This is a genomic window from Allopontixanthobacter sediminis, from assembly GCF_009828115.1.
GTDB lineage: Bacteria > Pseudomonadota > Alphaproteobacteria > Sphingomonadales > Sphingomonadaceae > Allopontixanthobacter > Allopontixanthobacter sediminis.
The window spans coordinates 623,815-649,502 of sequence record NZ_WTYL01000002.1; the positions used below are offsets into that span (position 1 = coordinate 623,815).

Consider the following 25,688-nt stretch of genomic DNA (forward strand, 5'->3'; position numbering starts at 1 on the left):
TTCACAAGAGCGGCTTTCGTTGCAATGCGTCGTCGTCCAGCTCACCCTCCCATCGGGCAACGGTCGTAGCTACGGTGAGATTTGCAAATGCGCTGGGTACGGTACGCGTCATGTCCAGTAACCGGTCGAAGGGCAGCACGAAGCCGACGACCAGCGCGGTCTGTTCCGGCGCAACCCCGCACGCCGACAGCACGGCGGCCAACATGAACAAGGATGCCGACGGGACCGGCGCAGTTCCGAATGCGGCAAGCGCACCGGTGACGAGGACCGTCGCATAAATCGCCGGCGTCAATTCGATGCCGAACGCTTGCAGGGCGAAAATGCTGAGCAGCCCCACATACATTGCTGTCCCATCTTTACCGATACTTGCTCCCAGTGGCAGCACGGTGCCGGCGATTGCAGGTGCTACGCCCACGTTTTTCTCGGCCACGCGCATCGCGACAGGCAGTGTTGCGCTGCTCGAAGCAGTGGAGAATGCGACTGCCAAGGCATCGACAATTGCGCGCACGAAACGCGCGATCGGCACTCTTGCCAGAAATTTCAGGATGGATGTGTGCACCAGCAGTATCTGGATCGCTGAGCCGAGCACGACTGCCGCTGCAAGCCAGGCGACATTGATGAACACCGCCGCGCCGTTCTGCGCCACCGCGTTAGCAATCAACGCGAAGACGCCGAAGGGTGTAAATTCCATGACGATCCCGACGACGCGCAGCAGGACCTTGGACAGCGATTGCAACAGCGCGGCAAATGGCTTGCCCGCCTCCCCTGCCAGCACGGTGCCGACGCCCATCAGAATCGAGACAAAGATCAGCGCCAGCATGTCCCCGTTGGCCAGCGCTTCGACAATATTTGTCGGGACGATACCGACAATCTGGTCATACATAGTGACCGGTTCGCCCAGCGGATGAGGGGCTGCGGTACCCAGATCGGCCCCGAGCCCGGGCTGCAGCAATGTGGCGACAATCATCCCGACAGCCACCGCAATGGCAGTCGTCACTGCAAAAAGGCCCACGGTGCGCCCGCCGACACTGCCCAGCCGCTGCGGGTCAGCGAGCGCAGTGATGCCGGCCGCGATTGTGATGAGCACGATCGGCGCAACCAGCATCCTGATAGCCCGAACAAACAGATTGCCGACGATCTCCACCATCGGCGTCGCATCTGGCCAAACCAGTGCGAACACGACCCCCAGCACCAGCGCCGCCAGTACACGCTTCCATAGTGTAATCCGTGTCCAGCGCAGCAGCATGGTCAATCGCAGCTCCCGGCAGGTGGCTGGTGCCGTAATGCCCGGCCTGCAGCCAAGCCCGTCACCTTGCCGTCGTCAACGGCTATCCGTCCGTTCACGATCACGGTGCGCACTCCTGTCGCCGGAACGTCCGGATTTTGGTATGTCGCCAAGGAAGAGTAGGCCTCAGGATTGAATATCACCACATCGGCAAAAGCGCCGGGACGCAAGTGACCGCGCCCTTCAAGGTGGAAGAAATCGGCAGTTGTTGCGGAACTGCTGTCAATGAACTGTTGCAACGACAATATCCGCTCCTGCCGCGTATAGAGGTCGTATTTCCGGGCGAAACTACCGTAAGTACGAGGGTGCTTTGGCGATGCATCGGAACCGGTCATGACCCAGGGCTGGCGCATGAAAGCTGCGATGTCAGCTTCGTCCATATTGAACGAGATCACTGCAGGATCGGCGCGGCGGATTATGGTAACTGCCACCGTCACGGGGTCCGTGCTTAGCGCTTCGGCAACCTCGCGCAGCCTTTGGCCACTCCAGTCGCCTTCGACAATCAGCAAGGCGCCGGCTCCTCCGCGCCGCCGCAAATTATCGGCAATGCCGGCGCGCAATCTTTCGGTCTGTTGCGCATCGTCGAAACGCTCCACCATCGCGATGCGGCCGCCGTCCTGCGCCCACAGCGGAACCAGCGACGCAACCAGGCTGGTCCCACTGGCGGACCACGGGTACTGACTTGCGGTTATTGCCAGACCCTCTGCTCGCGCGGCTTCAATTTTGCCAACTATCTCCGGAGCGCTGCCTTGAACATCCACACCAAGCGCCTTGATATGGGAAATATGGACTGCAATACCGCTTTCTCGCGCGATGCGAATGGCCTCGTCGACTGCTGCGGAAAGGCCGATATTGTAATTGGATTCGTCGCGCAGATGCGTATCGTAAATACCGCCCATTGCCCCGGCAACGGCGGCGAGTGCGATCACCTCGTCGGTTTTCGAAAAGCTCTGCGGAGCGTAAAATAGTCCGGTCGAAATGCCAATTGCTCCCTCGCACATGGCCTTGTGGACCAGCGCTTGCTCCTTGGCCAGTTCGCCATCGGTCGGCGTCTGGCGGGCATTGCCGATCACCTTGCTGCGGATCGTGCCGAATCCGGTAAACACCGCGTAGTTAACGCCGACGGGACGGGCCGAAGCGCTATCGAGAAGCGCACCGACTTCGATCGGCCCGCCGCCGTCATTTCCGATGAAGGCGGTCGTAACCCCCTGAAGCAAAAATGGCTCCAGAACTCGGGTGTGCGCCTCAGCACTCGTTAGCCACGGCTGCATATGAGTATGTGGATCTATGAAGCCGGGCGCTATAATCATGCCAGACGCGTCGATTACCCGTTTGGCCGCGATCTGCAGCGACGGTCCAACTGCGATGATGCGATCGTCCGATATCGCGACATCGCCGCCGAATGGCTCAGCGCCGCCTGGGTAAACCGTACCACCACGAATCAACAGATCGGCGCTCAGAGTGCCAAGCCGCTCTGACGGTCCAGAGGTGGCGCAACCCGTTGCAAGCAACGCAGCAGCCACGCTTATAGCGCGCAGGCAGGGTCTTCGGCTCGACCATGAATTCAACCCCAAAACCCCTCGATTGGAGGAAACAGGCGGCCATCTGCATCCCGAACGCCGCCGGTACGGTCTTCCAGCAGCCATATCGGTCCGTCAAGGTCGGCCCAGTCGGCCATACGCGCAATGTGCAGGGCTGGGGCAATCCCGAGCGAGGAACAGACCATGCACCCGCTCATCAGCTTCAGCCCTCGTTCGCGGGTTGCGTGCGCCAGCGCCAGCGCAGCGGTCAAGCCGCCCGCCTTGTCGAGCTTTACGTTGACGGCGTCGTAACATGTAGCGACAAACTCCAAGTCGCCGATCACATGAACGGATTCGTCTGCGCAAATAGGGACGGGGCTGACATACCCCGCAAGCCAGCTATCTTCGCTGGCTGGAACCGGTTGTTCGAGTACATCGACGCGGCATTCAACCAATACCGGAGCCATTTGGCGGACCAGGGCTTCGTCCCAACTTTCATTGGGGTCCACGATCAGCGCCGCGCAGGGTGCAGCGTTGCGGACGGCGCGAATCTTTGCGGCCGGGTCGTCTGAATCGACTTTGACCTTGAGCAATGGAACCCGCGCCAGCCGGGTTGCAGCCTGCGCCATTTCTGCAGGCGTATCGATACCGATTGTGAGTGCGCTGCGGATTGGTTCGAGTGGCGGGTCACCCAGCCGACTAGACACCCCGATCCCGCTTTCGCGCGCTTCCAGATCCCACAATGCGCAGTCGATCGCATTGCGCGCCGCACCTGGCTGCAGCAACGCTTGCAAGGCATTCCGGTCGGCCCCGGCCTCGATTGCCGAACGGGCCGTTTCGATCTGCGCCAGAACTCCCTCGATGCTTTCGCCGTACCGCCCATAGGGCACGCCTTCGCCGCGACCGATGGCCGTGCCGGAGGCGATTTCCACCGTAATTACGTCCGCTGCGGTTTTAACCCCGCGTGCGATCCGAAACGGTTGCTTCAGGACGAAGCGCTTGTGACGCGCTGAGACGGTTCGATGCATGACATATAATCTAGGATGGAATCCACTCCGAAGCGGAAGGGATCGGTGCAGGGCAGACCCAGCGAATCCGCGGTCCGCGCGCATTGGTCATGCGCTGCAGGTTCAGAGAAGGTCGAAGTATTCAAACAGATGCCAACTGCCCGCACGTGAGGGCTTGTCAATCGTGCGACGTCGAGATTGGCGGTCAGGCATCGGTCGAGCGAAGGCAAAGCACGACCGGGCAAACCGCGCATCTCGGCCCGTGCGGGATCGTGGCAAAGCACAATCGCTTCCGGCTGGGCGCCATGCAGCAGGCCGGTTGAAACACCAGCAAACGAAGGATGGAAGAGCGACCCTTGCCCCTCAATCACGTCCCACCCGTCGTCATAGCGGGACGGGGCGAGCCGCTCGATCGCGCCGGAAATAAAATCGGCAATCACCGCATCAAGCGGAATTCCTTCGCCGGCGATAAGCATGCCTGTTTGCCCAGTAGCTCGAAAATCGGCGACTATGCCGCGCTTCTGCATCGCTGAGACCAGCGCGAGCGAGGCGTACATCTTTCCCACAGAGCAGTCGGTGCCCACCGTGAGTAACCTGTGCCCTGCACGGGGCCGCCCATTACCGACTTCAAGATTGCCGGGCGGATCCCGCACATCGATCAACAGCAGTCCGCGCCGTACAGCGATCTCGACCAGTTCCGGAATATCCCGGAGGCGCTGGTGCAAGCCGGCAGCGACGTTCATTCCCGCTTCGAGCGCAGCGGCGGCATCGATAATCACTTCGGCATTCATAGTCCCGCCGGCATTGCTGATGCCGACCACCATAGTCCGGGCGCCCGCCAAAACAGCGGCTTCCATAGTGAGCCGAGGCAGGCCGAGCGTAAGGGGGCAATCGATGCTCCTGAATTCCCCGACGCAGTCCTCTGGTCGGAATGTAGCCAGCCCGCGCGACGTCTTGATACCGACACTGTCCGAGCTGTGCCCAAGGTAAAGGAGAAACGGAGCGGGGATCATGGCAGCAAGACTAAACCTCCTGCCCTGCGCCCCTGCCATACTGTCACGACGGACCGCTATAGCCCGCCGTTATGCGGCGGCGGCGACTGCGTGCCTATGGTAATTGCCAGTGCTTTCAGGAAATTGTTCGCCAACACACTGGGAGGCCTGTTTAGCAAGTGCATCGCGTAAACGTCGAAAGTCAGCCGGGGCATGAGCGGGCGCATGGACAGGCCGGGGGTGAGGGAAGCCCGGGCGGTAAAATTATCCACGACAGTCATGCCAACTCCATGCCGGACCAGTGCCGTGGCGATATGGAATGTGCGCGCTGAAATGACCTCGTCAAGTTCTATGCCCTGCCGCTGCACTTCCTTGCTGAAAAGCTGTCCGATCGGCCCGCTGGCAGAAAGGCTGATCAGGGGGCGCCCAACCAGTTGTTCCAGTTCGATCCGTGCCGGAGCGTTGGGCAAGTCCGCCTCTCGATAAAGGACCACCAGTTCGCCCGCCCCCAACCATTGGTGGCCGATCGGCGTATCAGCAGGCACCTCGAACGCTATTGCCACGTCGGTTTCGCGTTCATACAGTTTGCGGAGCAGGTCCTCGTGATGAATGGTCTGGAGGTCGAATTTCACATCGCTGTGGGAGCGTAGAAACTGCGTGACCGTTACCGGAAGTGCGTCGAGCGCAATCGAGGGCAGGGCTGAAATCTTAAGGACCGCACCTGCCCCACGCTTCAAGTTGCGGCTCGCCTCGCGTAAGGCATAGACCCGATCCTGGATTTCGCTGACTTCACCGAATAAGGCGTGTGCATCTTCGGTTGCGATCAGTTTTCCGCCGGTTCGATCGAACAGCGGAAAACCGAGCAAGGATTCCGCATGACGAAGCACCTTCGAAACTGATGGCTGGGACACGTGCAGCGCCCGCGCCGCGGCGCTGACAGAACCGTTGACGTAAACGGCGTGAAAAATCTCGATATGCCGCAACTTCATTCGCCTGACTTCCCCCTTGCTGCTTTCGCCAGTGGCCACGGTAGGCTGATGCGGATCGTGGCGCCACGTGTTTGCTTCACCGCCCCGTTCAGTTATCGTCTCGTCGGAAGTAAAAAAACGGGGTAGGCGAGCTTTGTCTGCGGACTCGATCAATAGGGGGCGTACATTATGAAGCGCAGTTTCACGAGCGCCGCCGCAGTATTGCTGGTTTGGATGGGAATTGGGAATATGCAGGTCGCGATGGCTGCTGAAGAATCCGACGTGATCCGCCAACAACCGCTCGCCGCCGTGCGGGTGGCATTTGACGAAAATGGCGTGATCGCGGTCGAGACCCGCGGTATTGCCGACCTAACGACGCAGCGGCCGGTTACGGCTAATGTCCCCGTGCGCATCGCTTCGATCTCGAAACTGGTGACTGCGATTGCCGTGATGCAGCTGGTCGAGCAGGGCCAGTTAGATCTGGATACGGACGTTTCGGACGTGCTCGGTTGGCATTTGCATAACCCAGCCTTCCCTGATGTGCCGATTACGCTGCGCCAGCTGCTATCTCACACCTCCAGCCTGACCGACACCGTCGACTACGTCCTTCCGCTGGATGCAGATTTGCAGCGCGTGCTGTCCGATCCCCTGGCTTGGGATCCGGCGCACGCGCCGGGAGGCTACTTCCGCTACACAAATTTCAACTTTCCCGTAGTCGCCGCCGTGATGGAGCGAGCGACCGGGGAACGGTTCGATCGGCTGGTCGACCGCCTGGTTCTGGAACCGCTATCTATCGACGCTTGTTTCAACTGGGTTTCTTGCAGCGACGCGGCGGTTGCGCGAGGCGTCGTACTCTATCGCAGTGGCAAGCCGACCAAGGACGACAACCACGGTGCGCGGCCCGAATGCCCCGTTACCCCTGCGACCGACGGGAGCTGTGATTTAGCCAGGTGGCAAGCGGGCGCGAACGGAGCGATCTTTTCGCCCCAGGGGGGCTTACGCATTTCTGCGCTGGACCTCGCGAAGATCGGCCGCATGCTGCTCAATAACGGCCAGCTTGGCGATGCCCGTATCCTTTCCCCCGCGTCAGTCCGGCTGCTGGAGGAACCGGTATGGCGGTTCGATGGCAATAATGGCGTGACGGAGAAGGGCTTTCTGTGCAGCTACGGCCTTGCCACACAGACGCTTGCCACTCCGGGTCCGGACTGCCGCGACGACCCGTTCGCCGACGGGCGCCAGCGTGTCGGACACGCCGGCGATGCCTACGGTCTCAAGTCGGGTTTGTGGCTTGATCGGGCGGGTCAGACAGGCGTGGTCTATTTTGCCACCGACGTGCTCGACGCCGATACCGGGCTGCACTCTGCATATACCCGGGTCGAGGAAGAGCTGGCGAGGGGCGAGTTCTTCCCGGAACAGGAGCGGTTGTCTGGGCAATAGGGATTTGAGCGCGCCCGCCCCGAACGGCTGTCTGCAAACACGTCTGGCGTGGCCACACTCTACACGCCCAACGGCGCGCGCTACGCCAAGGACGAAACTCTCGTCCAGCTCGAACTTCCTCGGTCGCTGGGGAAGACTCCGCGCGGTGGTGACTGAGGGCGGACACGATGTCACCTCCAGTGAAGCGATGGGCAGTGCGAAGTTGATCATTTTCGAAGGAGGGTTCTTTATTGGCGGTGACGTTCCGCGCCGACCGGGTGCGCTGGCGGTAGAGCCATGAGACGACTTGCGCTCCTTGCCCTAGTCGGCGCGATGGCAGCGTGTACGCCAATCACGCCTGTGGTGCGGCAAGCGCCAGTAGCCGAAGCGGCAGCGAGCCTCCGCGGTCAGGCGTTTGTCGCCGCAGCCCATCCGCTGGCGGCAGAAGCCGGGCTAAACGTGCTGCGCGAAGGCGGAACCGCTGTTGATGCGGCCATAGCCATTCAGGCGATGCTAACCTTAGTCGAGCCGCAAAGCTCCGGACTCGGTGGCGGGGCATTCATGGTCCATTATGCCGCTGCCACCGGCGCGGTCACAGTCTATGACGGGCGCGAAACCGCACCGGCTGGAGCCACGCCCGACATGTTCCTCCGCGCGGACGGCACCCCCCTGCCGTTTCCCGTCGCTGTAGTGAGTGGACGCGCGAGCGGGGTGCCGGGCGTGGTGAGAATGCTCGACCTCGCTCACAGCGAACACGGCTCACTGCGTTGGAACCAGCTGTTCGGCGATGTGATCCGCACCGCCGAACAAGGCTTCACCGTCACCCCTCGCCTGGAAAGCTTCGTCCATGGCACCAGCGCGCAAGCGAGCGCTTCTGATGTGGTCGGCTACTTTCGCAATGCCCGCGGTGAGAAAATCCGCGCGGGCGAAGTACTGCGCAACCCCGCCTATGCCGGTTTCGTGCGGCGGCTGGCGGCGGAAGGGGCTGAGGCGATGTATGTCGGCGAAACCCCGCGCCGCATCGTCGCTCGCGTACGCGCAGGTGTGCTCCCCGGCAGCATGACCGAGACCGATTTTGCCGAATACCGCCCTGTGGTGCGCGAGGCGCTATGCCATAGCTACCGCGTCTACGTCCTGTGCGTCCCGCCTCCACCGTCGAGCGGGGTTGGCCTGCTGCAATTGATGGCCATGGTTGAGCACACCGACATCGATGCACGAGGCCCGTCTGATCCGCTGACCTGGGTGAAATATGCGCAAGCCAGCCGCCTGATGTATGCGGACCGCGATGCCTATGTCGGCGACGTTCCGAACGTGCCGGTGCGCGGCCTGCTCGACCCCGTCTATGTCGCGTCGCGCGCGGCGCTGATTGCTGACCATGCCGGGTCGCCGCCCGCCGCCGGGTCGCCGCCTGGAGCGGTGCAGGCAGGTCTCGACGCCACGCACGAAGTGGCGGGCACATCACATTTCATCGTTATCGACGGCGAAGGCAATGCCGTCTCCATGACCACAACCGTCGAAAGCTATTTCGGCAGCGGGCGAATGGTCGACGGGTTCTTCCTCAACAACCAGATGACAGATTTTTCCTTCGTGCCCGAAGGACCGAATGCGATCGCTCCGGGCAAGCGCCCGCGCTCCTCGATGGTGCCGACGGTGATCCTGGCACGCGATGGCAGCCTGGTCGGCGCTATCGGTTCGCCGGGGGGGAATGCCATCCTTGGCTATGTCTCCAAGGCGCTGATCGGGGTGATTGATTGGGACATGCCGATGGCCGAGGCGATTGGCCTGCCCAACCTCGTCGCGCGCGGCGGTTCGATCAACGGGGAGGCGAGCAGGTTCGATCCGACTCTGCTGTCCGCGATGGCGGAACGCGGGGTGGTCGTGCGCGCAGGTTCGGGTGAGGATTCGGGTATCCACGGCGTCATCATCCGCAATGGCCGGTTCGATGGTGGGGCCGACCAGCGTCGCGACGGGGTGGCTCGTAGCATCACCGTCAAAGGGAATGAGTAACATGCGCCTGTTCGAAGGATCGGAGCAAAGTTACGACGGCCCGATCAAAGCTAACCGTCTGTGCCTGCCGATGTTCTGGAAAGGAAGGTAGCTTTGAAGGGAGCTCTTGACGGGTTCGCTGGCTCCTTCGGTGACCTTTAGTCCAGGACTGCCGATGAGCGTGTAGAGATCAAGGCGAAGTTACAGGATCTGAAGGGATTGGCGCAAAACAATGGCCTACCGAACATTCAGACTAAAATTTCCCAGTGATTTGAGTGCCCATCACTTTCATGTCGCGTATGTCTAGATCGCAAGAACGAGTCGATCCTGTGCGATCGGCCATCGAAGTTCTAGCGCCCTGCTCGACGAAAGGGAAATGCCATTAAGCTAATCTTCCCATAAGTGCGGGCATTGGGAAAGTTAACCATCCGCACGGCTACATGGATGACCGGCGGGTCCGCCGACCGCTGTTCAAAGATAGTCTACGTTAGAACCAAAATAACTAGTCGAGGAGCCAATCCGATCCCGTGAAGAGACTTGTAACAGCCCTGAGTGCCGGAATGGACCAAGGCCGCGCGCTTGTCGCCGGGCCTATCGCGCGCGCTAGTGGAGTTAGCGTGGGGATACGCCTGGCGGGCCTCGCGCTTTCGTTCGCGCAAGCGGTGCTTGTCGCGCGGTTGCTTAAGCCCAGCGGCTATGGCTCGGTTGCGCTGGTGATTGCCATCGTGACCATCGTTGCCACAGTGTGCCAGTCAGGCCTCGGGGCGCTGGCAGTGCGCGAAGTGCCGGCACTTCTGGCACGTGATGACCGAAGCAGCGTGCGCGGCTTCATCGGCTTTTCTGCCACTGTCGTCATTGGCCTAGGCGCTATCGCCACAATCGCACTTGCTTGGGTAAGTTATGCCACAAATTTGCCGTCGCCAGCCTTTCGCCCCTTGCTCGGCATTGGCGCGCTGACGATATTGCCCATAGCAATAATCGCCTTGCTGCATGGATTGGCGCAAGGTTTTGGCCGCGTGGTTCAGGCGCAAGTTCCCGGCCAGATCATAAGGCCCGCCGCGCTGACCCTGACCATGCTGCTGTCGCTGATAGCCGGGCTTCGCATTACCCCCAGAGACTACATGATGGCGTGCGTGATAGCTCTTGGTGTGGCTGCCATCATAGCGATGGCATGGCTGCGGACGAGCGAACGCCCGATTTTCTCCGCACCCAAGCCAAGCGGACCGCAAAGCCATCACGCCAAGGCCGCACTGCCATTTCTGGGATTGGCAATAACATACATTCTGCTGAGCGAGAGCAACACCTTGTTGCTCGGCTGGCTATCCGGCCCGCGCGAAACCGGACTGTTCCAGCCGGTCATACGGCTCGCACCAGTCCTGATGCTGCCGGTCTATGCGGCAGGAATGGGATTTGCGCCTCGCGTGGCAGAACTCTGGCAGCGCGGAGAAGTTGAACGAATCCGTTCGATCACCGCAACCTTTACCTGGACCACCACCGTCATCACTCTGGCAACTGCGCTGACGATAGCGGTGGCTGGCCCTTGGATCATGCTGGTGTTTGGACCCGAGTTCCAAGAGAGCGCGCCGCTACTTTGGATTGTCGGCGCAGCCCACGTGTTCAGCGCAGCATGCGGTCCTGTCGGCATGCTGCTGTTGATGGAGCGAAAGGGCGGCAGGGCCCTGTCTGCGCAAATTGTCGCCCTAGCTGCGAATGGTGCACTGGGCCTTGTGCTAATCCCTCGACTGGGAGCACTTGGCGCAGCGATTTCGTTGAGCGGAGGATTGGCTGTCTGGACCGGCGTTATGTTAATCTTAACCATAAGCCGGTACCGGTTTGACCCAACCGTTTTGGGTCTTGTCCTGCGCAAGAGCCGGACAACCGAACACTAACGGGACGGAAAATGTCGAGAACGCTGCGCATTGCTCACTTGGCTATGTCCGCGCAACCTGCGTCGGTGGGCGGTCTAGAGGTGGTGGTTGATCGCCTGATCCGCCAGCAGCAGGCATTGGGACATGACGTCACCTTAGTCACCCGCTGGAAACAGTGGAAGGCCTTGCAGCTTGCCGATTTTCCCTATCGATCGCTCCCTTTGCCGCCGCGCCTTCCTGCATCAATGCCATTCTATTCTGTAGGCATGCGTTTGCCAGTTGATCTGGCCGTACGCTATCATCAATGGCGTGAGAAGTTCGACCTCTGGCATATACACTGGCTTTACCCCACGGCCTGGATGGCGCACGGCGCTCTGACGTCTTCAGGCACACCGATGGTCGTCACGCCGCATGGTGCTGACTTGCAGGTAGAGGAATCGACCGGGTACGGATTTCGCCGATATGCCAAGCATGACAAGCGGGTGCGTGACTTGGCGCCAAAAATTCAGGCGGTCACGGCAATTTCAGATTCCATTTACGATTGCCTCTTGGAGTTGGCGGTAGATGCTGACCAAATAACCCGAATTCCGAACGGAGTTGATGCGGAGCGAATAGATGCAGCGCGTTCCGCGAGAGCGCAGACGCGAGTACAGCTTGGGCTGGATCAGAGCACACCATTGATACTTACGGTGGCCCGCAATGAAACGCGGAAGGGCCTGCACCTTATCCCAGAAATCGTAGCAAACCTTATGAATGATGGCCGCGAAATTCGTTGGATAATTGTTGGCGCAGGGGTGACTGCGCTGGCTGAATTGGTCAGGTTCAAAGGTGTTGCAGACAAGATTGACCTGAAACCACCAATAAAGAATTCACCCGGTTGCGCACAGTTTCCGCCACAGGCTTTGGCAGAGCTTTATGCTGCAGCCGACGTGTTTGCCTTTCCTTCCCTAAGCGAAAGCTTCGGCTTGGTAGCGATTGAGGCAATGGCCGCAGGAACGCCATTTGTGGGCAACAATGTGCCTGGCATCCGCGATGTCGTTACCAATGAGGTTGATGGTTTGCTGTGCGATCCGGGCAACCCCAAAGATATGGCGGCTGCGATTTGCCGACTTTTGGACAATCGGGCACTTGCCGCAAAATTGCGCGAAGGCGGATTGAAAACGGCGCGCGAACATGATTGGGCCAAGGTCGCCGAGCGCTACGACGCGCTCTACCAGTCAATAACCGATCGACGCACGAGGTGACTATTTCCCCTCGCGTATCTGTCGTCATGGCTGTATATAATGGCGCCCGCTTTTTACGGGAAGCGGTTGATAGCATTCTCGATCAGACACTGACTGATTTCGAGTTTCTGATCGTCGACGATGCCTCTACTGACGAGACGCCGGTGATCCTGAAGCAACTTGCCAAGCGGGATGACAGAATTGTGCTCATCCGGAACGAGCGCAATTTGGGCCCTTATCCCAGCGCTAACCGAGCTTTGGATCGTGCCAGAGGCGAATATATTGCCCGTTTGGACGCAGATGACATAGCCCTGTCGGACAGGCTGGACAGGCAAGTTTGCTATCTCGACGAGAACCCGGAAGTATTTGTGGTTGGTGGCATTGAAATTGCGATCAATTCCGATGGGGTGTCGGGGCGTTCGGGACGTTCCGGGCTGAACCCGCTTCCGTTTCGATATCTCGCTCATTTCACGGCACCCATCGTCCATTCGTCCGCCACCTTTCAGCGGATATCCGCAGACCACGAGCCGCTGAGATATAGCCAGGATCGTCTGACTGCTCAGGATTTCAGAATGTACCAGCAACTTCTGGATCACGGGGAGGGATATCGATTACCCGTTCCTGTGGTGAAATTGCGTGAGCATGACGCGAATATTTCAAAGACACATCGTTCACAGCAGGCGGAAACCGCCGTTACGATCTCCACGGAGGCCTTGCGGCGCACCTGCCCGCAAGAGAGCGAGGCGAATTTACGAGCATTGGCCAGTTTTGTGATCGATGGAGACTTAACCGGTGGCATGAGGCCAAGCGAAGTTATTCACACAATCCTTGCCGTCGAACAGGCTTTCGAAACCCTGCACAAGCCATCAGACCATGATCGCGCTATAATCCGCGGGTTGACGGTAAATCAAATCCTCAAAGGCGTTGCGAAAATGCGGCACCGATCGTTAATCGGCGCAGTTGGTATCGCCACTCGCCTGGCCAGACGCCGCCCAATGTCGACTTCGCGAGAAGTTCTCGCAATTCTGTCCAGGCGTCGGGCATAGGAATTGATATGGTAGAACCGCGCGTAACCCTCGTCATGGCCTATTACAACGAAGAGGGCTATATTGCTGAAACACTGCGCTCCCTTGTCGCGCAAGACGATCGTCGCTTTCGGCTCGTTCTGGTCGACAACATGTCGCGCGACCGCAGTTCTACAATTGCCCGCGAGCTGCTGCGCGATGTTGACTGGCTTGTTTGGGAAATATTGCAGGAGCAGCGGCAAGGACAGCTACCTGCACTCCGCCGCGGCCTTGCGGCGGCGCAAACGCCCTATGTCGCCACTTTGGATGCCGACACTTGGTATCCTCCCGAATATGTGGGCAGGGCAATTGGATTGCTGGACAACAATCCGCTCGCCTCTGCTGCATTGGCGTTCAATGTGGGTGAGGATCGGTCTCGCCGCACAGGTGGGTTAAAATGGATTTTGAGCAAAATCTGGCCAGACAAATGCCATGCGGGTGGTGCCGGGCATTGCTATCGCAGAGTCATGCTCGAGCGGGCCGGCGGACTTGAGCATGCAAGTTGGCCCTATATCCTGTTCGACCATGAAATCGCTCAACGTATGCGTAAGCAGGGACCATTCGTCTATGCGCGCAATCACATAATTCACGCATCGCAGAGGCCAGAGGGGAGCACGGCCCGCAGTTGGTCACCTTTCGAACGTGTGGTGTACAAACTTAGTCCAGCCACCGCCATGGACTGGTTTTTCTATTGCTTCCTTGGACCCAGGCTGCATTCGCGTGGTTTGCGCACAAATGGCGAGAGATAGGTGGTAACTGAAAGGCTTTCCTTTCCTCTCACTCACTTGAGAAGGCAAACGGCAGACCGGGATCGCAGGACCGGCGAGGGCCGCGGATCACGTTTAATCTTGATTGGCCTGCGAGATGCCGTTTACCAACACGGGTTGGGCCATCCGACGTCTGGTCCTGACGTCAAAGGGAGCTAGCAGCAATATGCGAACAAAATTGCGCGGCCCATCCTTGGCGGGACTGGCAAGACGTTTGCGCAACTTAATGCCTGTGCCAAATGAAGCTGTCCAAACAATGCGGGGCGGATACCGCATCGCACTCCGGCCTGCATCTGACGCACTTGAGCTGCGTATGTATCGAAATCGAACCTACGAGGCTGGAACACTAGCAGTGATCAGTCGATTTCTGAAGCTTGGCGACACCTTTGTTGATGTCGGCGCGAACCTCGGCCTGATGACGCTGCACGCCTCCAGAATCGTCGGACCAGAGGGCAAGGTTGTCGCGTTCGAACCTCATCCTGAAACCTACAGGCGGCTAATCCAAAACATTGAATTGAACAATTGCTCCAACGTTCAACCGCTTCAGATGGCCGCGGGTTCAGGCAAGAGCGAGGCCCAAATCTATGACGTTCCTTCGGTAAATATCGGGCGGGCATCTTTGATTAGACCCGATGTCGATTACCGGCCTGCGGGGCAGGTTAAGGTCTCAACACTCGATGAGGAGCTTGACGGTCAACGAGTTCAATTTTTGAAGATTGACGTCGAGGGTTTTGAGGCTGAAGTCCTGGCCGGCGCATCCGAAACCCTTGCCAAGCGGCCCATAATTTCCATGGAGGTATCGACCGCAGTCTGTGTAGATCACATGATAGCACATGACATGGTTATGGATACCGGGCTCTACCGGCCCTTCCGCCTCGCCAAAGGCAAGGAGCGTTCATCAAAGCTTCTCGAAGTTAGCCGAGACCAATTGTTGTCCCAACAGCATGACAATGTCTTCTATTTACCTGCATAGCCAGTTGACAACAGGGTTGCCACTTCCACGTTTGGCGCGGACAAAACCTCCGGCAGCAACAACTTCGAACTGAGGGCACTGCAGGCGTTGTTCGGCCCTACTGCCCCGCCTCAAACGCCGGCTTTTCTTCGCGTCGGGACAGCTCCAGCGCCTGTGCACCATTTGGTCAGTTTGATTGGCCGATACCGTATGCTTTGCCAGCCTAAGTTCAGCGCGGAGCAACTGCGCCACTCGCTGACCCAGTGAGCCGAATGCACGTATCGGGCAAACTCGCGCTGCCGGGCAAGAAGCAGACTTTTTTGACAGAACCTCCTGCAAAATGTGCCTGTCGCGGCTGAAGCCAACGACAAGTTGCTTGAGCTTCCGGCTCTCCTCTTCAAGCTGCTTCAATGCCGCACTTCGCCAACACCCGGGCCCTCGTACCGCTTATTCCAGCGGTAAAATGTCTGCTCCGGAATCCCCATCCGCCACTGTGCTTCTGCCATCGGCGTCTCTGTTTGGGCTTGCTTCGAAGCATTGGAAATCTGTTCTTCGCTATATCGATGTCTCTTCGCGGCACGCTCCTTCCAAGTGTGACATTGCCAGAAAACTCTCATTCAAACTGGAGGAAAAAACAGGGAGAGTGGCTAAACAATTTCGCTGTGTTCGACGGTGTTGCTCATGAGAACTCGCCGGGAGCCGTCGCCGTGACCCCATCGATTAGCGCCTTTGCCGCAGCGAGTGCAGAGCTGATGTAACGGGGATTGTATGCCGTTTCGTGAATGGCCGCCTCCAGCTCACCGTGGATCACCTTGCCGAATCCCATTTTGCACCGCCGCCTGCCCATTGAATTCCCAGTTGTGACCAAGCCGTGCCGTCGTGTTGGCCAAAAAGTTCGCCAGTTAGCCGGAAATATTAACATCGATCCTGCCAATGCATATGTCCATGAACAGGATCCACGACTCCCTGCCTGAGAGCACCCATATTGAGCTTGTCAGAAGCTTGTTTTCGACACGCTTCAACACCTTGATCATGGGCTTCTGTTTCGTCGCCACTGGGCTGACGGTGGTCGTCGAAACGCACGACCGGATGCTCGATGTGCTGATCGTAGCCGGTACAACCGCAGCCATTTGGCGATATTTGGTCTTGGTCCTGTATCGTCGAGAGTCGTTGGACGAAAACCTTCGCTTTGCGCGGGCCAGGGAACTCGAGCGGATCTTCGCTATCCCATATCTGCTCTTTGCCGCGATCTTTGGAGCGTTCAGCGCCAGGGCTTTCATCGTCGCCACTCCCGAAGCGAGAACGTTGATCGTCGCATTGCTGGTCGGATACAGCGCAGGTGTCGCTGCGGGGATATCGTACCGCCCCAGGATAGGGCTGACTGCGATGCTTGCCGCAGTCATTCCCACGATTGTAGCGGCCCTCCTCACAGGGAACCCTAGCTATTGGGCGGTTGCTGCAGTGCTGGCAATCTTTCTCGGCGGTGGTATGCACAGCATGGTATCTCGTTATCGCTACGTGGCTGATGGGATCAATATGCGCAACCTGTATGAAGGACTTGCGCGTAGCGATGCACTGACGGGATTGGGAAATCGATTGGCCCTCGGCGAAAAGTTCGCTGCTGTCGCTGCGAAGAAGTTGATGACGGCTGTGCATTGCCTCGATCTCGATCGTTTCAAGCCCGTCAACGATCGCTATGGGCACCCCACTGGCGACGCTCTACTGAAGACCGTCTCCCAACGCCTGTCAGGACTGCTGCGAATGGGGGACTTCGCCGTTCGTACCGGCGGCGACGAATTCGTCGTGATCCAGTCGGGCATAGCGGACCTCGCCGAGGCAGAATTGCTCGCCCAGCGGATCAGAAATGCTCTCGGCGCGCCATACAAGCTGGATGGCCGTACAATTCAGGTGGGGGCGAGCGTCGGTTACACTCTCACATCCGAGCAGGGATATGGCTTGGAGCACTTGGTCTCCTGCGCAGACCAAGCCTTGCTTGATGCCAAGGGTTTGGGTGGCGGTATCGCTGTGTTTCGTGAACCGACGGTGCTCGACTTCCGTCGCGCAGGGTGAGAACATCCTTCTCGGCGACGAGTTATGGCACCTTGCGGGCCGCGTGAGGCTCGCTCAAGCGCACGGCGGTTCACAGAGGAAACGATCTCTAACCGGAAGCCGGTCGAAATTATGCAAATCGTGACTACGCTCTACGTTGTAGCCAGTCGTTTCTGGAACATAGCTAGCGTTAGAAAGACTTCGCAAACGAAAGCCGTGAGGCCAATGAGTTGATCAAACCAGCGCTGGGGGAGGCCTCGCTGCCCTTCACGGTCCATGCATCGTGAAGGAAGTAATAGTTGATCCGCTGCCACGTGTCACCACCGGGTCACTGTCGTTTTGCAGGAATGATCGCTTTCAGCGGTTACTAAAAGTTTGGGCCAATGTGATACCGCCGAACGAATAACATCCAAGCTCTCGCGCCATCAAACTTCGAAATGTCACCGTAGCTATAAATTTTGCCTACTATTTTTGTCAAACAGGTAAAACTCCTCGCTTTTTTTGGGTAATCTACGGTAACCATTCGCCGCTATGGGTTGCGGATTCGCGTTCGTCCGAGTTTTTCGGGGGCAGCAGCGTATTAGCTATGGGCGAGGTGGTCGCCAATTGAGTGGGGATGGATTAACGATGATGCCTAGCGAGCTGCCAGCCGTGGAGGGCGCAACACTTGCGCGCTGGATAGAATTGCTAGATGGCATTCTGATCGAATTGGACGATTCAGGGCTAGCGGTACCCGCGATCCATTTGAGTCATTCGATCGAACTGCTAAAGCAGGAGTTGGGGTCAGCCAGCTGAGAAACCCAAATCTCGGCACGATTAGGCCTCAAGGTGGTTGATTAAAGAGACCAAACTTTCAGGGGCGCTCGTGGCATGTACACGAAGGAAAATCTACTAACCGAAAAGCAGGAAGAAGCGCTTGAGCTAGTCGCTGACCACCTGTCATCCAAAGAGATCGGCCTGCGCCTCGGGATCTCCTCCCATTCCGTTGACAAGCGCGTTGACGACGCACGGAGACGTTTGGGGGCGGCGACGCGCAAAGAAGCGGTGCGCCTGTTCAAGGACCATAAACGAGTAGATCAAGACGGTGATTGGTTCACCGGTGAACCAATCACCGTTTCAAAAAACGGCTTAGAGGGTCAATCGGACGGAGACGAGCGGAACGACGCCCTTTACGAATTTGCAGATGTTGGCCTTATGCCGCAACCTGCACCGTGGAGAAGCTGGACAGCCGCCGTTCCGGAGATCGAGCCGGAACGCCTCTCTATCGGCGCCAAGCTTGGTTTTGTCCTTGCCGGTGCTCTCGGGATGGTAGTTCTGGTCCTACTCTTGCTAGCATTGATGCAGGGTCTTCAGACTCTAATCTAGGCGCAAGCGAGCTCCGGTCCTATTGAACCGATCAGGAGTTTCCTAATGCCTTTCACAGTCCACACCGCTGCAGCACGCCTTTCCCGCCAAGTTCCCGATGCAGAAGTCGCGATTGACGAGGCAATTCTCAGAATGACCGAAGTCTTCACTACGGCGATAACCGCACAGAGAGATACGGGCATTCGTGAAGCTACCGGGCAAGTGGCACTATCTCGTTTGCACAAAGCAATTGGAGGTATGATATCTGTTCAATCTGACATTCTGCGCGCCCACGGTCAACTTGCCCAACTTGGCTGTGAAACTGGAACCATGGACGAGCCAACCTGCCCCGACCGCCCGACCGGTCTCGATGAAGAACAGTCTAGCATCCTCAAAGCGGCCTAAATGTTGACAAGCGGGCAACGGCCTGCGCGCAAGAAGACATGGTTCGTTATGCGCTTCAGATGTCCTTGCTTGCAATCGTTGCCCTCTACGCTTGGAAAAAGGGTGGTGCTCCTGAGCGCGGCGTTGCCGTAACTCTCGTCGCGATGTCAGTGGCCGACCCCTTTTACCACGTAGCGTTTGGAAAAGCTGCCCAGTTAGAAACGATCGACCTTGGGCACCTAATCATTGATTTGGCTGCTTTTTATAGCATCCTCACAATAGCATTGCGAGCAAACCGTTTATGGATACTTCTCGCCGCATCCGCCCAGCTGCTGTCACTGATGTCGCACCTTGTGCGTGTGCTCAGTCTCGACATGTGGGGATGGACCTACGCGGTTCTCACGAGGGCGCCCTCGTATTTGCTGATCATTCTTCTAGCCATCGGAACACTTTTGCATTCGAGGAGGACTGCTCTCAAACAAAGGATCTGACAAGATTGCTGCGCATAGCACTTGGCGATGAAGCTCCAGCAGCTGCTGAACGCCTGCTTCAAGAGCTCGCTTCGCTCCGCAACGTCGTAAACGCCGATATTGAACGTCTTACCAGCATCCTTAATGGTCAGAGGTTGGCAGCTCAACTGGTAGTTGCTGCAAAGGATCTCATCGAGGCCAGCTTTACCGAGGCGCTTACCGACGGACCCATTTGTGCAAGTGACAAGCATTTGCTTACGTACCTTGGCCGGCGAATGAAAGGGCGCCGGCAGGAGACACTGCTGGCTCTCTTCGCCGATCAAAATTGCCATTTCATTCGCGAAGAAGAGCTTGGCATTGGGAGTGCCTGGTCGGTCGCAGTAAGGCCGCGGACTTTGTTCGGCCGTGCGCTGGCATTGGACGCCCGCTCGATCCTGCTGGTGCACAACCATCCGTCGGGCGAAGCCCGGGCTAGCGAGTCCGATATTAACTCTACACGACACTTGGTCCAGCAAGCCAAGCAGCTTGATATCTTCATAATCGATCATCTGATCGTTGGCGGGTCGCAGATATACAGCATGAAAAAAGGGCGCAATTGGTGAATAAATTTGGAAATGAGGGGCCTGACAGACTTCGCGAAATGGCTTTTGAGCTTATCGCGATGGCCGACTCTCTCGAAAAGAGCAATTCTAGCGCTTTCCGGTTTGGTCGAGCACGGCCTACTGACTCCGAGTACATGTCGAAACCTCATTTGGCCCAGCAGGCTGAGGAGGAATATCGCCTGCGCCGCGCGCGTATTCCCGGCCTGCAGGAAATCATTCTAGGCGAACCGGCATGGGACATCCTGCTCGATCTTTATGTGCAACAGGCCAAAGGCCGTCTCGTATCGATATCAAGCGCATGCATCGCCAGTACGGCGCCCATGACCACTGCGCTTCGGCACCTTAAATTGCTGGAATCACACGGTTTAGTATTGTCTTCGCGCGCAAGTCATGATGACCGCGTTCGAATGGTCGAATTATCGCCGGAGGGCCAGAACCTTATGACTGGCTATCTGTCCCGCCGCGCGAAAGTGTCGAAGGTGGCTTCGCCCTCAAGTCAGGTCGATGTCTTGGGACATTGATGCAAAGTGCACCGCTCCAAGCTGGAGTTCCCCATCTTTCTTAAGATTTTAGGGCGCAGCAGGGGCGCAGTCATCGGCCTCGCTGGCTATAACAACCGCGGGCCAACCTGCACCACTACGACGCGTTGGCGTCTCGAGGATTAAGAAAAGTTTTACCGAGGTTCGCTACGAACCCCTAACCATGTACGCATCAAGAAATTGTCTAGGTAGCGGGACGACTGGGCTATGGCTCACCCTTTGCCTCGCGTTATTGGTATTTGCTTTCGCGTTATCCGTCCCGCTGTCCGCCGCAAATGCTCAAGCGATCAACCAATACACAAACAGCGCTGACAGCGCGACCAATGGCATCAATGATAGCGCGACGTCATGTGCTGCCCCGCTCACCCGCACGTTCACCGTGGGTCAGAGTTTTGTTGTTACAAACGTAACACTTGGGGTACTTGCCTCGCACAGCTATCGCGGCGATCTGGTCATGAACCTCGTGTCTCCTGGAGGCACAAGCATAAGGTTGACAAGCGGCTCGGGCAGCGTTGGCGCAAACAATTTCAATGTCTTGTTTGATGACGCTGCGCCAAATTCAATCACGACGTATACCCAGAACGACACCGCAGCGGTGGGAACAATCGTGCCGCCGTACAATAACAGTTATTCGCCGCAGCAACCGCTTGCGGGTTTCTCCGGGCAGGGGGCTATGGGGATCTGGACGCTCCAGATTTGCGATCAGTTTGCGCAGGATTCGGGCACGTTTTTCCAAGCCGACCTCTTCCTTACGGCAGGTCCCTCTGCTTACGCCGATTTATCTATGAGCCAGGCGATCAGCACGACCTCTCCGGCTGCAGGAGGCCTGGTGACCTACACCTTAAGCCTAACGAACGCCGCCGGATCGTCCCTAGCGGCAAATGGGATCACGGTTTTCGCCCCGCTTCCCGCCGGCGTGTCCCTCGCCAGTATATCGGGAGGAACCTACAACAGCGCATCCGGGATCTGGTCGGTTGGTTCACTTGGACCAGGTCAGTCGGCAAATCTGGCGATCAACGTCAACGTTACGGCAAGTCCAGGCGCAACGGTGGCGTATCCCGCCGAGATTGCGTCATCGTCTGCCTTTGATTTCGATTCGACACCCGGGAACGGGGTAATTACCGAAGACGATTATAGCAGCCGTAGCTTTACGGTGTCGGGTACGCGCGTGGCGGGGACAGCGCCAATACTTCAGTGCCCCCAGGGATCTGTCTTATTCGACTGGGATGCTAGGGCATGGACGTCCGCAAGCCTTTCGAACAGCTATGCGATTACAGGCATAGGCTCAGCCATTTTTTCGATTTCCAACCCCGGCACATTTCTCAGTAACGGGACCTACGGAGGTCAGTCGCCCGCGTTGCAGAGTGCGATGACTGGGGGAAATACGCCGGCGCAGCGGTCACTTATCCAGCTTGTTGATCTGCCGAGCCAAAGCGCATTGGTGACCACATCGATTTCCTTCGCGCTGGCGGTCCCGGGGCTCCAGTTCAAGATCTTCGACGTTGACCACGCCGCCGGCCAGTTTTCTGACATGGTGACGGTAACAGGAAGCTATAACGGCGCTGCAGTGACGCCCACCCTTACTAACGGGCTCGCCAATTACGTAATCGGAAATTCTGCGTTCGGTGACGTGCTTTCCGCCGACAACCAGTCAAACGGCAACGTCGTTGTGACCTTCGGCCAGCCGGTCGATACGATCACGATCTCTTACGGCAATCATTCGCTCGCACCCGCGAACCCCGGCCAGCAAGCCATTGCCATTCATGATATCAATATTTGCAATCCATATTCTGTCCTTACTGTCGAAAAGACGAGCGTGCTAATCAGTGACCCTGTAAATGGCACGGTAGATCCGAAGGCAATACCTGGAGCAATGCGCTCCTACTGCATTGTGGTCGCCAATTCCGGCAGCGCAACTGCGTCTGACATTGTGGCAATTGACCCGTTACCTTCCGCGGTAACCTACATTGCTGGGAGTTTGACCTCTGGCAACGATTGCTCGACTACGAACACGATCGAGGACGATGACGACACGGGCGGAGACGAAGTCGATCCGATCGGAGCGTCATTCGCAAATGGTGTAATTACCGCCACGCGCAACACGCTGATCGGCAGCTCGACTTTTGCAATCAGATTTAACGCAACGGTGAATTGATGGTCGAAAAGGCAAATGGAAGATCGGGTTCATAGCCCCTGAAAGCGCCTTCAGAGGTTGGGCTCATGCTGGCCTCGACGGCGGTCGGTCAGAATGGCGTCGTTTTTAGTAGGGGTCCGCGCTTGTGGAGGCTGCCTTTGCCGGTGCCGCAACCGGAATCATGAGAAACGGGTCTCATGCCGCCGCTTAAATCTATTTCCGCCCGTCGGTGTCTTCGACCTATCCGTTAGGCAATATACTGCCTGCTTAAAGCTCAACTTGAGAAACGAATGGTTCGACGGCAATGAACCTTCCGAGGTTTGCTAAAACGTAAGGCACGACGGAGTCTTAGCTGCAAAACATCCGTCTTGATGAGCAAGTGGGGAGATCACACGGTCTTGCCCGGTCGGCTCACTTGGATCGTTGCCGACAGGCAATATGATCAATTTGGTAAACGCGTCCGCTTTGCAGAGTAATCGCGAGGGATACGCTGATCTATCAAGGCCGATGCGGGTGCGTGGCGGCACAGGCATTGTAGTGGCCAAAAGTTCTGTTGGCCCAAGAGTTTGCGATTTGCTCTTAGCCTAAGGCTTCACCTTGACAATCACACGCGCGTATCGGGTTAGGGGCGGGGCGCCCTTGTCGGTCACGGCAAGTATAATATGAATGGTTTCTTCCTGAGTAACCTCGGGTGCTATGATCCAAACGCCATCTGCGTTTTCAGTACCGACAGAAACCGAGCCGCGATACGTACCGGCTTCTGGATAGTGAAACCAAAAGTATGTCAGGCTATCGCCGTCTGGATCAGTGGTCCCGCGAGCACTGACCCATATGCCTTCGCCTGATCGGACAGTAGGCCCTTCAGCGGGTTTGACTTTCACAACGGGTGGATGATTGGCTTCTCCATAAGGCAGGACGGTCCAATCCATCCGCGCCGCGAAGTCGTTTTGAAAGGCGTCGCGCCAGCGCCACACGGTTGCCTTCGCGCTGGTGTCCACCACCTCTCCGCGAGTAATCGACCGGTTGAATTCAGGCCGCTTGGGAGGTCCATACGCATCGTAGGTATCGGTCCAAATAGGCCGCGTTTCCGGGTGGAAATTCAAACCGCCCCCGGCGTTAGCGGTATCGGCAGGCAAGGACGGGGGTAACCGCAATTCATATCGCCCGCCCCATCCGCCCCAGTCCGGCCGGTCGGGCACGTTCAGACCGTTTGGGATTAACGACAAGAAAGTTGGGGTATCGCCTTCCATTCCCCATGCGACATCAGGATAGGCTGCTCCAAGCGGGCCGTGGCCTTGTTGAATATTTTCCGCCAGCCAGCGGTTGCTAATGGTGGTGTTGTCGATCCCTCCGATAACCGAATTGATCCCGATCCATGTCGATGCGGCATAATTATCGCCCGGGCTGACAATGTAGAACAGTTTGGGGAAGTTTTTTCTGACCCACGGGCCAGCATCATCCTGATCGGAGATCGCATATACTCTCAGCCTAGCTACGATGTCAGCGAGAACCTCAGGCGAATGGCGCTCACGCAGGCGGTAGAGCGCTTGCGCCAGCGTGTTCGCGCCGCCCCACACCGCGATCCACAGGGGTCGGTCATCTTCGCGTTCGATCTGGCGTAGCAGCGCCGCAGAACCTTGCGAATCCATCCGAGGGCCTACGCCGCCCATCCCATAAACAGGCTGGGCGGCAGAAATCGTGGCGACAAGTTCTTCCACTGCGGGATAGTGCGGGTCGTGCTGCCTAAGATTGGGCAGTACTGAAGCGTAGTGCTGCAACACCTGATGTAATGACTCTGGTGACACCGAAGTGCGCTTATGGACTGATGTTGTGGCAACCATCCCTTCGACGTCGATCTCATTGGCATAAAGCAGCAGACGGATGAGGCTCTGAGTATCATCCGGATCTGCCTCGATATCGGTAAGCACAAACACACGAGATTGCGCTCCTGAGGATTGCGCAAGCACTGGCATTCCCAACAGTGCGAGCGGCAGAGATACGACGGCAATCATCTTTCTTAGAGGCACGTTCATGCATGAACCCTTCAGAGCACGTCGCAATTGTATTCAACCCGATATGCAGTTGAAAGAGACGCGCGTCACTTTTTGAATTGGTTTCAATACCGCGTCCAGAATACAACGTTAAAATTGAAAGCGCGCTTAACTATCGCTCAGCATCTCGAACCTGTCCGCCGGCGGTTCGGAATTCACACTGCAGCCTCAAGACATAAGGCTAATAAACCAGCAAATGCGAGCTTACGCCATTGTCTCTCTGTGCCGACTTTCTCACTCATGAATGGATTGTGGTCGAGAGAGTCTTAGAAGGGCAACTGTTCGCCTCGCAGGCGCCGAATATCGCCTGTTCGGACTCCCGCGTGCCCCGATCAATCAAACTACCTGAACGCGATCTTTGTCATATTGCGCCACCGCGACTTGCGATACTTATCAGCACCAGGCTGATATTATCGCTACCGTCGAGGGCCAGCGCCTCTTGCAGGATCCGATCAGCCATCGCCCCATCATTTTCGAAGTCGCGTTCTTCTTTCTCGCAACCCTCAAGTGCGCTGTTAAGGCCGTCCGAGCACAGGAGGAAGACGTCGCCTGGCTCGATTGCCTGTAAAGTGAAGTCAATTTGGAGAGTTGCATCCACGCCAAGCGCACGGGTGATCACATTGGCTTGCGGGTGCCCGGCGGCGAACTTCTGATCGATAGCTCCCGCGTCTACGAGTTCCTGCACCACGCTGTGATCTTTAGTAAGCTGACGATAACGCGAACCTTGAAACAAGTAGGCGCGGCTGTCGCCGGCCCAAAACAAATTGGCACGATCCCCGTCAATATGCAGGCCGACGATTGTCGAACCAACCATTCCCCCGACAACTTCACCATATTCGAGGATTTTCTCGTTCGCTCGATCCAAGGCGATCTTTATTGCTTGGTCACTTACGGGGACCATCCCATCTGCCAGAGCCCGTAGTTCACTAATAACCATCTCTGCCGCAACATCACCTCCCAGGTGACCGCCCATCCCGTCTGCCACGGCCCAGAGACCGCGATCTGACCGGTCGAGAATTCTATCTTCGTTTATCTTGCGAACATGACCCACGTGCGTGCGCGACACC

23 protein-coding genes are annotated in these 25,688 nt (G+C 57.7%); 15 read left to right on the forward strand and 8 right to left on the reverse strand.

The window, feature by feature from the left end; all coding sequences use genetic code 11:
- Position 1 precedes the first annotated feature (1 nt).
- From GRI65_RS08755 to GRI65_RS08775, 5 genes are read right to left on the reverse strand one after another with little or no spacing between them, the layout of a single operon-like run.
- On the reverse strand, positions 2 to 1,246 hold the full coding sequence (locus GRI65_RS08755; protein WP_160756563.1) for a dicarboxylate/amino acid:cation symporter: 1,245 nt from the start codon (positions 1,244 to 1,246) through the stop codon (positions 2 to 4).
- 2 nt (positions 1,247 to 1,248) lie between these two features.
- Positions 1,249 to 2,796 carry an N-acyl-D-amino-acid deacylase family protein gene (locus GRI65_RS08760; RefSeq protein WP_232844078.1) on the reverse strand — a complete coding sequence of 516 codons (1,548 nt, stop codon included), beginning with the start codon at positions 2,794 to 2,796 and terminating at the stop codon, positions 1,249 to 1,251.
- 53 nt (positions 2,797 to 2,849) lie between these two features.
- The gene (dgcA, locus tag GRI65_RS08765) at positions 2,850 to 3,833 is read right to left on the reverse strand and encodes an N-acetyl-D-Glu racemase DgcA (RefSeq protein ID WP_160756131.1); all 984 of its coding nucleotides are present in this window, start codon (positions 3,831 to 3,833) and stop codon (positions 2,850 to 2,852) included.
- Complete coding sequence (dgcN, locus tag GRI65_RS08770) at positions 3,791 to 4,825, reverse strand: N-acetyltransferase DgcN (protein ID WP_160756132.1); 1,035 nt, start codon at positions 4,823 to 4,825, stop codon at positions 3,791 to 3,793. The genes dgcA and dgcN overlap by 43 nt, the downstream gene beginning before the upstream one ends.
- Before the next feature lie 56 nt (positions 4,826 to 4,881).
- Positions 4,882 to 5,793: a LysR family transcriptional regulator gene (locus tag GRI65_RS08775; RefSeq protein ID WP_160756133.1), complete on the reverse strand. Its 912-nt coding sequence runs from the start codon at positions 5,791 to 5,793 to the stop codon at positions 4,882 to 4,884.
- Positions 5,794 to 5,961: 168 nt separating this feature from the next.
- Between GRI65_RS08775 and GRI65_RS08780 the strand changes: the two genes are divergently transcribed.
- The 8 genes from GRI65_RS08780 to GRI65_RS08810 all read left to right on the forward strand — a co-directional run bounded on the left by GRI65_RS08780 (position 5,962) and on the right by GRI65_RS08810 (position 15,069).
- Positions 5,962 to 7,209 (forward strand): serine hydrolase domain-containing protein, encoded by a 1,248-nt coding sequence (locus tag GRI65_RS08780; RefSeq protein WP_232844016.1) that lies wholly within the window; start codon positions 5,962 to 5,964, stop codon positions 7,207 to 7,209.
- Positions 7,210 to 7,357: 148 nt separating this feature from the next.
- Positions 7,358 to 7,489, forward strand: coding sequence for a hypothetical protein (locus GRI65_RS15385; protein ID WP_269816302.1), 132 nt, complete (start codon positions 7,358 to 7,360; stop codon positions 7,487 to 7,489).
- Positions 7,490 to 7,521: 32 nt separating this feature from the next.
- Entirely contained in the window at positions 7,522 to 9,195 is a 1,674-nt protein-coding gene (locus tag GRI65_RS08785; RefSeq protein WP_202391229.1) for a gamma-glutamyltransferase family protein, read from the forward strand.
- Between the two features lie 596 nt (positions 9,196 to 9,791).
- Positions 9,792 to 11,063 carry an oligosaccharide flippase family protein gene (locus GRI65_RS08790; protein WP_160756135.1) on the forward strand — a complete coding sequence of 424 codons (1,272 nt, stop codon included), beginning with the start codon at positions 9,792 to 9,794 and terminating at the stop codon, positions 11,061 to 11,063.
- Positions 11,064 to 11,074: 11 nt separating this feature from the next.
- The gene (locus GRI65_RS08795) at positions 11,075 to 12,286 is read left to right on the forward strand and encodes a glycosyltransferase family 4 protein (protein WP_160756136.1); all 1,212 of its coding nucleotides are present in this window, start codon (positions 11,075 to 11,077) and stop codon (positions 12,284 to 12,286) included.
- The gene (locus GRI65_RS08800) at positions 12,283 to 13,311 is read left to right on the forward strand and encodes a glycosyltransferase family 2 protein (protein WP_332872624.1); all 1,029 of its coding nucleotides are present in this window, start codon (positions 12,283 to 12,285) and stop codon (positions 13,309 to 13,311) included. The genes GRI65_RS08795 and GRI65_RS08800 overlap by 4 nt, the downstream gene beginning before the upstream one ends.
- 8 nt (positions 13,312 to 13,319) lie before the next feature.
- On the forward strand, positions 13,320 to 14,078 hold the full coding sequence (locus GRI65_RS08805; protein WP_160756138.1) for a glycosyltransferase family 2 protein: 759 nt from the start codon (positions 13,320 to 13,322) through the stop codon (positions 14,076 to 14,078).
- Positions 14,079 to 14,262: 184 nt separating this feature from the next.
- Entirely contained in the window at positions 14,263 to 15,069 is an 807-nt protein-coding gene (locus GRI65_RS08810) for an FkbM family methyltransferase (protein WP_160756139.1), read from the forward strand.
- A 386-nt stretch (positions 15,070 to 15,455) separates the two neighbouring features.
- On the opposite strand, the gene GRI65_RS15500 is transcribed toward GRI65_RS08810, so the two are convergent.
- Positions 15,456 to 15,665 (reverse strand): transposase, encoded by a 210-nt coding sequence (locus GRI65_RS15500; protein WP_160756140.1) that lies wholly within the window; start codon positions 15,663 to 15,665, stop codon positions 15,456 to 15,458.
- Between the two features lie 328 nt (positions 15,666 to 15,993).
- On the opposite strand from GRI65_RS15500, the gene GRI65_RS08820 reads away from it, so the two are divergent.
- From GRI65_RS08820 to GRI65_RS08845, 7 genes are all read left to right on the forward strand, one after another.
- Positions 15,994 to 17,118 carry a GGDEF domain-containing protein gene (locus tag GRI65_RS08820; RefSeq protein WP_160756141.1) on the forward strand — a complete coding sequence of 375 codons (1,125 nt, stop codon included), beginning with the start codon at positions 15,994 to 15,996 and terminating at the stop codon, positions 17,116 to 17,118.
- Between the two features lie 849 nt (positions 17,119 to 17,967).
- On the forward strand, positions 17,968 to 18,462 hold the full coding sequence (locus GRI65_RS08825) for a response regulator transcription factor (RefSeq protein WP_160756142.1): 495 nt from the start codon (positions 17,968 to 17,970) through the stop codon (positions 18,460 to 18,462).
- Positions 18,463 to 18,507: 45 nt separating this feature from the next.
- Positions 18,508 to 18,846, forward strand: coding sequence for a hypothetical protein (locus tag GRI65_RS08830; RefSeq protein WP_160756143.1), 339 nt, complete (start codon positions 18,508 to 18,510; stop codon positions 18,844 to 18,846).
- Positions 18,847 to 18,884: 38 nt separating this feature from the next.
- Complete coding sequence (locus GRI65_RS15130; protein ID WP_202391230.1) at positions 18,885 to 19,316, forward strand: hypothetical protein; 432 nt, start codon at positions 18,885 to 18,887, stop codon at positions 19,314 to 19,316.
- Between the two features lie 5 nt (positions 19,317 to 19,321).
- The gene (locus GRI65_RS08835) at positions 19,322 to 19,897 is read left to right on the forward strand and encodes a JAB domain-containing protein (protein ID WP_202391231.1); all 576 of its coding nucleotides are present in this window, start codon (positions 19,322 to 19,324) and stop codon (positions 19,895 to 19,897) included.
- Entirely contained in the window at positions 19,894 to 20,418 is a 525-nt protein-coding gene (locus GRI65_RS08840) for a MarR family transcriptional regulator (RefSeq protein ID WP_160756145.1), read from the forward strand. The genes GRI65_RS08835 and GRI65_RS08840 overlap by 4 nt, the downstream gene beginning before the upstream one ends.
- 250 nt (positions 20,419 to 20,668) lie before the next feature.
- Positions 20,669 to 22,591: a proprotein convertase P-domain-containing protein gene (locus tag GRI65_RS08845; protein ID WP_160756146.1), complete on the forward strand. Its 1,923-nt coding sequence runs from the start codon at positions 20,669 to 20,671 to the stop codon at positions 22,589 to 22,591.
- Positions 22,592 to 23,154: 563 nt separating this feature from the next.
- Here GRI65_RS08845 and GRI65_RS08850 read toward each other — a convergent pair.
- Both GRI65_RS08850 and GRI65_RS08855 read right to left on the reverse strand, forming a co-directional pair.
- On the reverse strand, positions 23,155 to 24,603 hold the full coding sequence (locus GRI65_RS08850) for a DUF1593 domain-containing protein (protein WP_160756147.1): 1,449 nt from the start codon (positions 24,601 to 24,603) through the stop codon (positions 23,155 to 23,157).
- Positions 24,604 to 24,982: 379 nt separating this feature from the next.
- A complete protein-coding gene (locus tag GRI65_RS08855) occupies positions 24,983 to 25,687 on the reverse strand; it encodes a PP2C family protein-serine/threonine phosphatase (protein ID WP_332872625.1) in 705 nt (234 codons plus the stop codon).
- Position 25,688: the final 1 nt, after the last annotated feature.

Excerpts from the sequence above, each read along its gene's own strand:
- GRI65_RS08755 (WP_160756563.1), bottom strand. The coding sequence starts at position 1,246 with ATGCTGCTGCGCTGGACACGGATTACACTATGGAAGCGTGTACTGGCG.
- GRI65_RS08830 (WP_160756143.1), top strand. The coding sequence starts at position 18,508 with ATGCCTTTCACAGTCCACACCGCTGCAGCACGCCTTTCCCGCCAAGTT.
- GRI65_RS08850 (WP_160756147.1), bottom strand. The coding sequence starts at position 24,603 with ATGAACGTGCCTCTAAGAAAGATGATTGCCGTCGTATCTCTGCCGCTC.
- dgcA (WP_160756131.1), bottom strand. The coding sequence starts at position 3,833 with ATGCATCGAACCGTCTCAGCGCGTCACAAGCGCTTCGTCCTGAAGCAA.
- GRI65_RS08775 (WP_160756133.1), bottom strand. The coding sequence starts at position 5,793 with ATGAAGTTGCGGCATATCGAGATTTTTCACGCCGTTTACGTCAACGGT.
- GRI65_RS08795 (WP_160756136.1), top strand. The coding sequence starts at position 11,075 with ATGTCGAGAACGCTGCGCATTGCTCACTTGGCTATGTCCGCGCAACCT.
- dgcN (WP_160756132.1), bottom strand. The coding sequence starts at position 4,825 with ATGATCCCCGCTCCGTTTCTCCTTTACCTTGGGCACAGCTCGGACAGT.
- GRI65_RS08810 (WP_160756139.1), top strand. The coding sequence starts at position 14,263 with ATGCGAACAAAATTGCGCGGCCCATCCTTGGCGGGACTGGCAAGACGT.
- GRI65_RS08825 (WP_160756142.1), top strand. The coding sequence starts at position 17,968 with ATGTACACGAAGGAAAATCTACTAACCGAAAAGCAGGAAGAAGCGCTT.
- GRI65_RS08785 (WP_202391229.1), top strand. The coding sequence starts at position 7,522 with ATGGCAGCGTGTACGCCAATCACGCCTGTGGTGCGGCAAGCGCCAGTA.
- GRI65_RS15500 (WP_160756140.1), bottom strand. The coding sequence starts at position 15,665 with ATGAGAGTTTTCTGGCAATGTCACACTTGGAAGGAGCGTGCCGCGAAG.
- GRI65_RS15130 (WP_202391230.1), top strand. The coding sequence starts at position 18,885 with ATGGTTCGTTATGCGCTTCAGATGTCCTTGCTTGCAATCGTTGCCCTC.
- GRI65_RS08820 (WP_160756141.1), top strand. The coding sequence starts at position 15,994 with ATGAACAGGATCCACGACTCCCTGCCTGAGAGCACCCATATTGAGCTT.
- GRI65_RS08805 (WP_160756138.1), top strand. The coding sequence starts at position 13,320 with ATGGTAGAACCGCGCGTAACCCTCGTCATGGCCTATTACAACGAAGAG.
- GRI65_RS08780 (WP_232844016.1), top strand. The coding sequence starts at position 5,962 with ATGAAGCGCAGTTTCACGAGCGCCGCCGCAGTATTGCTGGTTTGGATG.